The sequence below is a fragment of the Ochrobactrum sp. S1502_03 genome (assembly GCF_044435015.1).
In the GTDB taxonomy this organism is placed as follows: domain Bacteria; phylum Pseudomonadota; class Alphaproteobacteria; order Rhizobiales; family Rhizobiaceae; genus Brucella; species Brucella chromiisoli.
Genome location: NZ_JAYEXN010000031.1, coordinates 25,296 through 36,887, shown reverse-complemented (window position 1 = coordinate 36,887; position 11,592 = coordinate 25,296). Strand labels below are relative to the sequence as shown.

The following is an 11,592-nucleotide window of genomic DNA, read 5'->3' as shown; positions in this document are numbered from 1 at the left end:
TTTCAGTCCAGGCCATGTGATCCTCCGTAGTCTTGGTAAACCACAGAGAATCATAAACTCCTGAAATCGCTCAACTTAATTTTCGGTTCGGCTCTAAAACATTTCCAGAACAACTGCTAGCGGTTTTGCTCGAGATAGAATGCATGAAACAAAAACGGCGGGGATTCCCCGCCGTTTTCTATTCGCGTGCGCTCAGTTTACATCACATGAATAGATGCTGAACTTCAGGCATATCAATAATGCCCAGGGAGAGTGCCGTCGCAACTGCAGATGTCCTGTTGGAGCAATTGAGTTTGATCTTGGCATTCTGCAGATAGGTGACAACCGTCCAGCGGGCGATGCTGAGAATATCCGCAATCTCGCCGTCCGTTTTCCCGCTCGCCGCCCAGCGCAAGCAATCCACCTCACGGGGCGTTAACAGTCCATTTGCGGAATTGGCGTCTTTGCAGCCACAAAGCGAACTGTGGATGATGCCCGAAAGGCTGAGCAGACGCGGCCGCATACGCGCGATGAATTGTTCATGATCTTCATCCGTCACTTCAAAGCTAAACAGCGTGCAACCCATTACACCCTTTTGATTGCGCGCTGAAACTCCAATGAAAAGATTGCCAAGACCGTGCTTTTCGGCATCCTGTTGTAGCTCCATCACCGCAGGGCATACCTTCGCATCATCCGCCAAATTTCTGACAATGCCGCTGGCATCATTGCGAAAATACGGTGCATCTTCCTGAAAAATCGGATCAATCACGAAGTAGTTTTTCGTGGAGTAGCGTGTCGACCAGCTTACGGGAACGGTCATCACAACGGTCAGATCATCAGCACTGACTTTTGTGTTGTCACCCATACGCCCCCTGAAAGTATGAATGATATGACGGCAGCCTATCTCATCACGAATACGCTGCAGCAGGGAGAGCACATCACTTTGAAAAGAAAGACCGAAAAACGTTTTTTTGAAGTTTGGAAAGTGAATCAAATCTAAAGTCATTGGCTAATATTCCTTAGCATATAAATATTCAAAACCCATATTTGAGGCTGAGCACTTCTCCTGAGAACCGACACTGTAAGTGCATCAATTCGCCATAAGTCAGATAAAAAATACGTCTTAAATCAACTCGCAATTTTTTCGTTGCAAATATGCATTTGCATGAAAAGCGTTGGGAAATGTGGTTAACGGGTCAAAAAAATAGATTTGTTACAAAAAATAACCAAATTGTGATCGAGCCATAAAGCGGGTGTTTCATTTCTAAACACCTTGCGCGTTTTTTCCAAAAGCTCTGAAGAAAAAATCAACGGCTGATTCTACGTTTTTTCTGATTGATTCTGGCGATGGCGGTTCTGAAAGAGTACCGAAAAGACGCGGACGATACATACCCGCCAAAAACAAATCCGTGAGCTGGTAGGCTTTTTCCATGACGTCAAATGGCTCAAGCTCGCCTGCCTTGATCATCCGGTCCATATAATCAGCCATGACAATCAGGCTGCGCTTGGGGCCGCGTTCATAAAAACGCGCCGCAAGTTCCGGTTTGCGCTCACTCACGCCGATGATGATACGCTGCGCGCGGACTGCTGTTGATGAGGTAATAAGTGTTACCAAGGCTATGCCGAATTCCACAAGTTCCTGACGCGATGAAAATCCACGATCAAGCGTCTCCACCAATTTACTGAACAGCGTCTGCCGATAATGCTCGCAAAGCTCTACAAAAAGGTCTTCTTTGGAGTTAAAATAAACATAAATCGTCCCCTTGGAAACGCCGGCTTCGCGGGTAATGTCGTTCATGCTGGCGGCATCAAAGCCCATGCGCAGAAAAACACTCTGCGCGCCTTCAAGGATCTGCATGCGCTTTATAGGATCCTGTCCCGCACCCAGACGTGTGCGCGAGCCATCACTATCAGGTTCATCGGTGAACCGACCCACTTCGCGCTCCTCAACAGCTACATAATCAACATTTTCTATGCAGCGTTCACGATTCATTGTGCAATCTCTTCATTATTTTCGAACCAAGCGGTTCGATCACTCTTGATATGGGAAACTTATTGCTCTAAGTCAACATCGAACCAAGCGGTTCATTGAAGCGGTTGTAAAGAAAGTTTGCCTCATGTCCGCCCACAAATCTGTCGATACGGCTGATATCCGCCCATTTCCGAAACATTCCGTTCTGGATGATCAGAGCAAGGTAGATGCAGACCCGATCAGTGAGCGGTCATCGCCCCACACCGAGCCACATGCAGCAACGCAGGATCTGAAAAAGGCGGACGCTGGCAATAAAAAAGGCTTCGGTAAGCGCGTTGTGCTTCCCGGCATTCTCATTGCGGCTGTGGCGGGTGGCCTCTGGTACGGTTATGACTGGTGGACCGTGGGCCGTTTCATGGTCTCGACAGATGACGCTTATGTGCAGGGCGACATTGCATCGATTGCACCAAAAGTGACCGGCTATATAGAAAACATTCCGGTTGTTGCCAATCAGGCCATCAAGGCTGGCGATGTGATTTTCCAGCTTGATTCTGGCGATTATCAGATTGCACTTGATGATGCTGAAGCCAAGCTCAACACGCAGAAGCAGACGCTCAATCGGATCACGGCCCAAATAGATGCCGCAAAAGCGAGCCTGCAACAGGCCCAGGCCGACGAGCAGGCTTCACAGGCAGTTTTGAAGAATGCCGAAAGCACGATGGTGCGCGTCCAGAAGCTGCACGATACCCGTTTCTCTGCGCAATCTGAACTCGACAACGCACAATCTTCGCTCGATCAGGCGAAGGCAAAGCTTGCGGGTTCAAACGCCCAGATCGCTTCAGCCAATGCCAATATTGAGGTGCTGAATGCGCAATATAAAGAGCAGGAAAGCACCATTCGCTCGCTGGAACTTGCACGCGATAAAGCTGCGCGTGATCTCAGCTTCACCACTCTGCGTGCGCCTTTTGATGGTGTTGTCGGTAATCTTTCCGGTAAGAAGGGCGATCTTGTAACGCCCGGACAGAAGATTGCAGCGCTTGTTCCTGTGAACGCGCTCTATATCGACGCCAATTTCAAGGAAACGCAGCTCAGCCATATCAAAACGGGTGAAACAGCACGCATCTATGTGGATGCGATTGATGGTCCATACATTGAAGGCAAGGTTGCATCCGTTGCTCCGGCGTCAGGCGCCGTGTTCTCGCTGCTGCCCCCTGAAAATGCGACGGGTAACTTCACCAAGATTGTTCAGCGCGTTCCAGTTCGCATCACAATTCCTCAGGATGCGCTCGATTCAGGCAAAATCCGCGCCGGTCTCAGCGTGACCGTGGATGTCGACACACGCACTGCGCCAGACGATAAGGCCAAGCAATAAAAGCGATTGCGCTTATGAGATGACGATATGGTGGTGCGGCTTTCATGTCCGCACCACCTTCCTTTGTTGAATTTCGGAGTGCGCCTTCATGGCTGCAAACACCACCATGGGGCCAATGGCTCCGGCAGATGATCGGATCGATCCCAAGAAGGCCATTGCCTTTCTTGCGATGGTGTTCGGCATGTTCATGGCCATTCTGGATATCCAGATTGTGTCGGCATCGCTGTCAGAAATTCAGGCTGGCCTCAGTGCCAGTTCCGATGAAATCTCCTGGGTTCAGACATCTTATCTGATTGCCGAAGTCATTATGATTCCGCTTTCTGGCTTTCTCGGACGCCTTGTGTCCACGCGGGTTCTGTTCACGGTTTCAGCCGCGGGCTTCACGCTGGCCTCCATGCTCTGCGCCACTGCGACCAGCATCGATCAAATGATCGTCTATCGCGCTATACAGGGTTTTATCGGCGGCGGCATGATCCCAAGTGTGTTTGCGGCAGCTTTCACAATCTTTCCACCATCCAAGCGATCCATCGTGTCTCCGATGATCGGCCTCGTCGCAACACTGGCGCCCACAATTGGCCCCACTGTTGGTGGCTATCTCAGTCACGCTTTTTCATGGCATTGGCTGTTTCTGGTCAATGTCGGCCCCGGCATTCTCGTCACCATCGCTGCATGGAACCTGATCGATTTCGATGAAGGCGACAGCTCTCTGCTGAGCAAGTTCGACTGGTGGGGTCTCGCTGGCATGGCAGCCTTCCTTGGTTCCATGGAATATGTGCTCGAAGAAGGCCCCCGCAATGACTGGTTACAGGATGAAGCCATTTTCATCATGACCGGGATTATGACAATCGGCGGTATCATATTCTTCTACCGCGCCTTCACAGCCGAAGAGCCCATTGTAGATTTGCGGGCTTTCAAGAACGTCAACTTTGCCTTTGGCTCTCTGTTTTCATTTGTCATGGGTGTCGGCCTTTACGGCCTCACTTATCTTTATCCGCTCTATCTGAGCAGTATACGCGGATACGACGCACTCATGATCGGCGAAGCACTGTTTGTGAGCGGTCTTGCCATGTTCTTCACGGCACCCCTGGCGGGTTTCCTGTCCAATCGCATGGACCCGCGTCTCATGATGATGATCGGTTTTCTTGGCTTTGCAGCCGGAACCTGGATGGTCACGGGCCTGACGGCCGACTGGGATTTCTATGAGCTTCTCATACCGCAAATCTTGCGTGGCTGCTCGCTGATGCTGTGTATGGTGCCGATCAACAATCTGGCGCTCGGAACCCTGCCCCCGGCATTGATGAAAAATGCCTCCGGCCTGTTCAACCTGACGCGTAACCTTGGCGGCGCTGTTGGTCTCGCCGTCATCAATACCATTCTGACCCGCCGCAGCGATATGCATTATGAGCGGATGGCTGAGCATGTTCGCTGGGGCAATGCCCAGGCCGAGCAGATGCTGGCCAATCTGACGGCCAAATACAATGCCGCCGGGATGGATGGCGCAACGATTGCAATTTCCAAAATGTCGGGCATGGTGCGCCAGCAAGCAACCCTTATGTCCTTCATCGATGTCTTCTTCATCCTGACGATGATGTTCTGTTCGCTTGCAGTTTGTGCGATCCTGTTACGCAAGCCAAAAGCCGGTGCCGGAGGTGGTGGCGGTCACTAAACTGCAACCACCAAGCTTGAAAACTCAGGTTCAAACGAAGCTGATCCAGCTTCGTCCTCCGTTCATTAATTTTCATTTGAAAGCCACTTGCGCGCGTCATGCCGCCAGCAGACTAAAGCCTGTCGTTTTGGGAAAAGCCTCTCTTATAAATGTGACAGCGGCGAAAGCTCTGTCACATTTATTGTCATAAAAATGCAGTTCAACCTTATGGGTCAATTGCTAAGTGCCTGAAAACGTGTTTCACTTTCCACCGCTGACATTTTGTGACAAGCCGCGATCTGTCATCCAACCGTCATCTATGGCGGCTATCGGGAGTGCGCGAACACTGGAATCGACCGGGAGCGTTCGTCCGACTTAACAGGGGAGTCTAACAATGCTTGCTTTTACTGCGCGTCTGCTGTCTCTATCGACGGCAATCGCTGTTGGCGGAGTTTCTATTGCTGCTGCCGAACCATCAGCCGAACTCATCGCCGCTGCCAAGGCAGAAGGCCAATTGACAACGATCGCTCTCCCGCACGACTGGTGTGGCTACGGCGAAATCATCAAAAGCTTCAAAGACAAGTATGGCCTCAAGGTCAACGAGCTGAACCCTGATGCGGGTTCCGGCGACGAAATCGAAGCCATCAAGGCAAACAAAGACAACAAAGGCCCTCAGGCTCCTGACGTTATTGACGTCGGCTTTGCTTTTGGCACGACAGCCAAGAAAGACGGTCTGATCCAACCTTACAAGGTCTCAACCTGGGACGAAATTCCGGATAGCGCCAAGGACCCAGAAGGTTACTGGTATGGCGACTATTACGGCGTTCTTGGTTTTGAAGTAAACAAAGACATCGTCAAGGACGTCCCTCAGGATTGGGAAGACCTGCTCAAGAGCGATTACGCAAACTCGGTTGCTCTGGCCGGTGATCCACGTGTTTCCGCACAGGCAATCCTCGGCGTTCATGCAGCCGGTATCGCCCGTGGTGGAGAACCGGGCGCGGAAGCTGGCAAAAAAGGCCTCGAATTCTATAAAGAACTCAACGCAAATGGTAACTTCGTTCCAGTCATCGGCAAGGCTGCTTCGCTGGCGCAGGGTTCGACCCCGATCATCATCCGCTGGGATTATAACGCGCTCGCAGACCGTGATACGCTCAAAGGCAATCCGGCAATCGAAACCGTGATTCCAAAGTCGGGCGTTGTTGCTGGCGTTTACGTGCAGGCCATCAGCGCTTACGCACCGCATCCAAACGCTGCCAAGCTCTGGATGGAACACATCTACTCTGACGAAGGCCAGCTTGGCTATCTGAAGGGCTACTGCCATCCGATTCGCTTCAATGCGATGGCGAAAGCTGGCAAGATTCCACAGGAACTGCTCGACAAGCTGCCACCGGCAGAATCCTATGAAAAGGCAATCTTCCCAACGCTTGAACAGATTGAAACCGCTCAGGAAGAAATCACCAAGAACTGGGATAGCGTCGTCGGCGCAAACGTTCAGTAAGCGATTTCATCTCGCCCTGTTTATGCCTGTGACGACCAGAAATGGTCGTCACAGTGCTTCCAAAACAGATATAGAAAGAACGCATGAATTCATCAGCCGAAACAATCGCGCCAGTTAGCAGGGTGCGTAAGCGTCAACTGCCGCTTTCATATGTTGGCGTTGCGCCTTTTTTCCTGTTTGCCATTCTCTTCCTTTTATGGCCGACCATGTATCTTATTGTCGGCGCGTTTCAGGACCCGAACGGCAATTTTACGCTGAAAAATGTCTACGACCTTTTCCAGCCTCAAATTATGAGTGCCTATTGGGTTTCGATTAAAGTGAGCCTCGCATCTGCCATCGGCGGTGCATTGATCGGCTTCTTTCTGGCCTGGGCCGTTGTGCTTGGCAATCTGCCGCGCTGGCTGCGCCCGACCGTTCTGACATTCTCAGGTGTTGCATCGAATTTCGCTGGCGTTCCGCTGGCCTTCGCGTTTCTCGCGACGCTTGGCCGGACCGGCTTCGTGACGATCCTGTTGCGTGAGTGGTTCGGTTTCAATCTTTACTCGACCGGCTTCAACCTCTTGAGCTTTTTTGGTCTCACAATCACCTATTTGTTCTTCCAGATTCCGCTGATGGTGCTTATTCTGACCCCTGCCCTCGACGGTCTGAAAAAAGAATGGCGTGAAGCCTCTTCGATCTTAGGTGCCACCAATCTGCAATATTGGCGCATGGTAGCTTTCCCGATTCTCTGGCCAAGCCTGCTCGGCACAACACTGCTATTGTTCGCAAATGCCTTTGGAGCAATTGCCACGGCCTATGCATTGACCGGTTCTTCGCTCAACATCGTTCCGATCCTGCTTTATGCGCAGATCAGAGGCGACGTGCTGCATAACCAGAATCTTGGCTATGCACTGGCGCTTGGCATGATTGTGATCACCGGACTTTCCAATCTTCTTTACATCTGGCTGCGTATGCGTGCCGAAAGGTGGCAGCGATGAAGAAAGGTTTTAACGCCCAGAAAATCGGGGCATGGATCGCTTTCCTGATTGGGGCGATCTACTTCATCGTGCCATTGATCGGTACTTTTGAGTTTTCATTGCGTATGCGCCGCGGCGAATATTCCTTTGATGCCTATCGTGTTGTTTTCAGCGATCCGAATTTTCAGGCCACATTCAGCTATTCGATTGTGCTCGGCATCCTGACCATCATCTTCGGCGTGCTTCTTGTCGTGCCAACGGCTTATTGGGTACGTCTGCGCCTGCCGCATCTGCGCCCGTTGATCGAATTCATCACCCTGATGCCGTTGGTTATTCCGGCAATCGTCATCGTGTTTGGCTATCTGCGCATCTATAATTCGTCATCATGGCTGCCATTCACCTCATCAACGCGTGCAACCGACCTGTTGCTGATGTTTGGCTATATGACGCTCTCGCTGCCATACATGTATCGCGCCGTCGATACGGCCATGCGCACGATTGATGTTCGCACATTGACGGAAGCGGCCCAAAGTCTTGGCGCAGGCTGGGGCCGGATCATGTTCAAAGTCATTTTTCCCAATGTCATGTCGGGGGTGATGAGTGGTGCGTTCATCACTTTTGCGATCGTTATCGGCGAGTTTACGCTTGCCTCGCTGCTCAATCGTCCGGCCTTCGGCCCCTATCTCCAGCTCGTCGGCGCAAACCGCGCTTATGAACCCTCCGCGCTGGCGATCATCTCCTTTGGCATTACATGGCTCAGTATTATCATGTTGCAACTCGTTTCACGCCTTAATAAATTCAAGACAACCGCCGGGTAACCTTCATGGCTTTTCTTAATCTCAAGCACCTGAAAAAAAGCTTCGGCGCCAATACCGTCGTCCACGATTTCAATCTCGCCGTCGAAAAGGGTGAATTCGTTTCCTTCCTCGGACCTTCGGGCTGCGGTAAGACAACGGTCCTGCGCATGATTGCAGGCTTCGAAAGCGCCGATCAGGGGGCAATCGAAATTGATGGCAAAGATGTCGTTGATTTGAAGCCTAACCAGCGCAACATCGGCATGGTCTTTCAGGCCTATGCGCTGTTTCCAAACATGACCGTTGCCCAGAACGTCGCCTTCGGGTTGCGCGTATCAGGCAAGCCAAAGGCTGAAATCGACGCGACGGTCAAGGAAATGCTCAGCCTGATCCGGCTGGAACATCTCGCCGACCGCTATCCTTATCAGATGTCAGGTGGTCAGCAGCAGCGTGTGGCACTGGCGCGCGCACTTGCAACCAAACCGCAAGTGCTTCTGCTCGACGAACCCCTCTCCGCACTTGATGCCAAGATCCGTATTTCTCTGCGTCAGGAAATCCGGGCGATCCAGCAAAAGCTCGGCATTACCACGGTTTTTGTGACCCACGATCAGGAAGAAGCACTTTCCATTTCTGATCGTATTGTCGTTATGCATGAAGGCAAGGCCGATCAGATCGGCACACCTTTCGATATCTATAACCGCCCTGCGTCGCGCTTCGTCGCCTCCTTCGTCGGCACGCTCAATATGCTGGAAGCATCGGTTGCCGAACCAGACCAGAACAGCATCGAGCTCGACGGATGCACGATCAAGGTGAATGAAGAACTTGGGCATCACGAAAAGGGCAAAACGATCACGCTCGCCCTGCGCCCGGAAGCGGTCAGCCTTGAAGCGCGCAAGAGCCATGACACATCGCTTGATGCAACCATCGAAGATGTCCACTTTCTTGGCTCGGTTATCAGAACCCGCGTTGCCCTTGGCAATAATCAGCTTTCATTCGACACGTTCAATGATCCGGCGCTTAAACCACCACAACGTGGCGACAAGGTCATTGTGCATTTTGCAGCACATGATTTGCTCGTTTTGGCAGATTAACACCAAAAAAGCCGCCCAAACGGGCGGCTTTTTTGTACTTTCATGCAATCAGGGCTGCAATATCTCAGTTCCATGGGCCGTGGAAATCGCCTTCTTTGTCCACACGCTTGAAGCCGTGCGAACCAAAAAAGTCGCGCTGGCCCTGAATGACATTGGCCGTACCCTGCGACTGCGTAAAGCTGTCGAAGTAGCTCAATGCCGAACTGAGTGCTGGAAGCGGCAGACCTGCAAGCGCAGCCTGTGCAACGATCTTGCGAAGGCCTTTCGATGCCTTGCCCATGCGTTCAACAAAGGCCGGAACCAGCAGAAGATTTTCGATGTCCTGACCTTCAAAAGCCTGTGCAATATCGTCGAGGAACAGCGAACGGATGATGCAGCCTTCGCGCCAGATACGCGCCGTTGTAGCGAGCGGAATATTCCAGCCATGTTCCTTTGACGCTGCGGCCAGAACGGCAAAGCCCTGCGCATAGGCGACGATCTTTCCAGCCAGAAGCCCCTGCTCAAGATCAGCAAGAAACTGCGCCTGATCAGCAATATCGAGTTTGCGCGGCGCAGGATTATAAGCTTTTTCCGCAGCCTGACGTTCAGCTTTCAGCGACGAGATTGAACGTGCATCAACCGCAGCTTCAATGCCAGTCGCAGGCACACCGAGCATCTGCGCTTCAATCGCAGACCAGCGACCTGTACCCTTCTGCCCGGCCTGATCAAGGATCATATCGACCATCGCCTTGCCAGTTTCAGGATCGGTAGCCTTCAGAACTTTTGCTGTTATTTCAATGAGATAGGAATTTAGCGGGCCGGCATTCCATTTCTCGAACACATCACCGATTGCAGGCGCCGAAAGGCCAAGACCATCACGCAGAATACCATAAATTTCGGCAATCATCTGCATGTCAGCATATTCAATGCCGTTGTGAATCGTCTTTACAAAATGGCCTGCGCCATCAGGGCCGACCAGAGCGCAGCAAGGCTCGCCGTTATATTTTGCAGCCGCAGCCAGAAGAATTGGTGCGATGCGGTCATAGGCTTCTTCAGTACCGCCAACCATCATGGATGGACCATGGCGTGCACCTTCTGCGCCACCCGATACGCCCATGCCGACAAAGGTCGGATCGTTAGGACCAAGCGCTTTCAGACGGCGCATCGTGTCACGATAATCGGAGTTACCCGCATCAATCATGATGTCGCCCTTCTCAAGATAAACCTTAAGACGGGTGGTTTCGGCGTCAACGGGCGCGCCAGCCTTGATCAGAAAGATGATCGGACGTGGCTTGCGGATATTGTCAGCCAGTTCTTCAAAGGTCGCGCAAGGGATGATCTTGTCACGCAGAGCACCAGCTTTTTCGATGAATGCTTTCAGCACGGGCTCGTCGCGGTCATAAACGGCTACCGTGTAGCCCTTCTCGGCGATATTCAGCGCAAGGTTCGAACCCATGACGCCGAGACCGACCATACCGATATCTGCTTTTTCCATTTTTTGCCCTTTTGAAACACAGCCAACTGGCTTGCCGTAGAGAAATAGAGAGCCGACAGACTGGGCTGTCATAGCTGTTGCTGTCGCATTATTTAGCGCCAGCTTATACCAGTCTGTATCCTATTCTTGGATGATCTAGGGCATATGACACAAATTTGATAGAGCCTTTTCTGAGAAACTAACCGATTTAAATGCTCAAACACGCTCGAGTTTCTCATGTGGCAACGGTGGTAGCTCAATCTTGATATGATCACCAGCCTGCACATTTCCACCCGCAAGAACGATCGACATGACGCCAGCTTTACGCACCAGTTCGCCATTTTCCGTTTTATCGAGGACAGCGCCCAAAAGCCCCTTCTCAAATTTCTCAATCTGCGAACATGGATTACGCAAGCCCGTGAGTTCAAGGACAACATCGGACCCAATTTTGAGAAGGGTCGATTTGGGCAGTGCGAGCAGATCGATCCCGCGCGTGGTGATGTTTTCACCCAACTGTGCAGGCGCAATGTCAAACCCCTTCTCTGTCAGCTCATCGAACAGTTCGGCTTGAATGAGATGGACCTGACGCAGATTGGGTTGCGTGGGATCTGCCCTCACACGCGACCGATGTTTGACGGTCACTCCCTTGTGCGCATCGCCTTCAACACCCTCGCCAGCGACAATGCTTATCTCTGAAACCAGCTGTTTCGAGAAGTGATGCTTCGCATCGCGTGCAACGGCTACAACAATTCCACTCATATTTTTACCTTGATCACATGAAGAGAGACGTCGGCGGCAAAGCCAGTCGTAATCCCGCATATCATGCGATATA

At 51.7% G+C, this 11,592-nt stretch carries 10 protein-coding genes; 6 read left to right on the top strand and 4 right to left on the bottom strand.

Translation table 11 applies throughout. From position 1 onward, the window contains the following. Positions 1–202: 202 nt before the first annotated feature. Entirely contained in the window at positions 203–985 is a 783-nt protein-coding gene (locus tag VBH83_RS15800; RefSeq protein ID WP_396998557.1) for a helix-turn-helix transcriptional regulator, read from the bottom strand. Positions 986–1,243: 258 nt separating this feature from the next. Further along, on the bottom strand, positions 1,244–1,972 hold the full coding sequence (locus VBH83_RS15795; RefSeq protein ID WP_323054571.1) for a TetR/AcrR family transcriptional regulator: 729 nt from the start codon (positions 1,970–1,972) through the stop codon (positions 1,244–1,246). 124 nt (positions 1,973–2,096) lie between these two features. On the opposite strand from VBH83_RS15795, the gene VBH83_RS15790 reads away from it, so the two are divergent. From VBH83_RS15790 to VBH83_RS15765, 6 genes are all read left to right on the top strand, one after another. After that, the gene (locus VBH83_RS15790; protein ID WP_265986404.1) at positions 2,097–3,323 is read left to right on the top strand and encodes an HlyD family secretion protein; all 1,227 of its coding nucleotides are present in this window, start codon (positions 2,097–2,099) and stop codon (positions 3,321–3,323) included. Positions 3,324–3,411: 88 nt separating this feature from the next. Then, on the top strand, positions 3,412–4,989 hold the full coding sequence (locus VBH83_RS15785; RefSeq protein WP_265986405.1) for a DHA2 family efflux MFS transporter permease subunit: 1,578 nt from the start codon (positions 3,412–3,414) through the stop codon (positions 4,987–4,989). Positions 4,990–5,362: 373 nt separating this feature from the next. Further along, complete coding sequence (locus VBH83_RS15780) at positions 5,363–6,466, top strand: ABC transporter substrate-binding protein (RefSeq protein ID WP_265986406.1); 1,104 nt, start codon at positions 5,363–5,365, stop codon at positions 6,464–6,466. 83 nt (positions 6,467–6,549) lie between these two features. Continuing rightward, positions 6,550–7,443 (top strand): ABC transporter permease subunit, encoded by an 894-nt coding sequence (locus tag VBH83_RS15775; RefSeq protein WP_265986407.1) that lies wholly within the window; start codon positions 6,550–6,552, stop codon positions 7,441–7,443. Next, complete coding sequence (locus tag VBH83_RS15770; RefSeq protein WP_265986408.1) at positions 7,440–8,240, top strand: ABC transporter permease; 801 nt, start codon at positions 7,440–7,442, stop codon at positions 8,238–8,240. Before VBH83_RS15775 ends, VBH83_RS15770 begins: the two co-directional genes overlap by 4 nt. A gap of 5 nt (positions 8,241–8,245) precedes the next feature. Then, on the top strand, positions 8,246–9,307 hold the full coding sequence (locus VBH83_RS15765) for an ABC transporter ATP-binding protein (protein WP_265986409.1): 1,062 nt from the start codon (positions 8,246–8,248) through the stop codon (positions 9,305–9,307). Between the two features lie 64 nt (positions 9,308–9,371). Here the strand turns inward: VBH83_RS15765 and gndA are convergent, their stop codons facing one another. Next, the gene (gene gndA, locus VBH83_RS15760) at positions 9,372–10,781 is read right to left on the bottom strand and encodes an NADP-dependent phosphogluconate dehydrogenase (RefSeq protein ID WP_265986410.1); all 1,410 of its coding nucleotides are present in this window, start codon (positions 10,779–10,781) and stop codon (positions 9,372–9,374) included. A 195-nt stretch (positions 10,782–10,976) separates the two neighbouring features. Further along, positions 10,977–11,519, bottom strand: coding sequence for an MOSC domain-containing protein (locus tag VBH83_RS15755; protein WP_265986411.1), 543 nt, complete (start codon positions 11,517–11,519; stop codon positions 10,977–10,979). Between the last annotated feature and the right edge of the window lie 73 nt (positions 11,520–11,592).

What these genes read in the sequence shown, in the direction of transcription:
- VBH83_RS15795 (WP_323054571.1), bottom strand. Translation starts at nt 1,972, where the DNA reads ATGAATCGTGAACGCTGCATAGAAAATGTTGATTATGTAGCTGTTGAG.
- VBH83_RS15755 (WP_265986411.1), bottom strand. Translation starts at nt 11,519, where the DNA reads ATGAGTGGAATTGTTGTAGCCGTTGCACGCGATGCGAAGCATCACTTC.
- gndA (WP_265986410.1), bottom strand. Translation starts at nt 10,781, where the DNA reads ATGGAAAAAGCAGATATCGGTATGGTCGGTCTCGGCGTCATGGGTTCG.
- VBH83_RS15775 (WP_265986407.1), top strand. Translation starts at nt 6,550, where the DNA reads ATGAATTCATCAGCCGAAACAATCGCGCCAGTTAGCAGGGTGCGTAAG.
- VBH83_RS15800 (WP_396998557.1), bottom strand. Translation starts at nt 985, where the DNA reads ATGACTTTAGATTTGATTCACTTTCCAAACTTCAAAAAAACGTTTTTC.
- VBH83_RS15780 (WP_265986406.1), top strand. Translation starts at nt 5,363, where the DNA reads ATGCTTGCTTTTACTGCGCGTCTGCTGTCTCTATCGACGGCAATCGCT.
- VBH83_RS15790 (WP_265986404.1), top strand. Translation starts at nt 2,097, where the DNA reads ATGTCCGCCCACAAATCTGTCGATACGGCTGATATCCGCCCATTTCCG.
- VBH83_RS15785 (WP_265986405.1), top strand. Translation starts at nt 3,412, where the DNA reads ATGGCTGCAAACACCACCATGGGGCCAATGGCTCCGGCAGATGATCGG.
- VBH83_RS15770 (WP_265986408.1), top strand. Translation starts at nt 7,440, where the DNA reads ATGAAGAAAGGTTTTAACGCCCAGAAAATCGGGGCATGGATCGCTTTC.
- VBH83_RS15765 (WP_265986409.1), top strand. Translation starts at nt 8,246, where the DNA reads ATGGCTTTTCTTAATCTCAAGCACCTGAAAAAAAGCTTCGGCGCCAAT.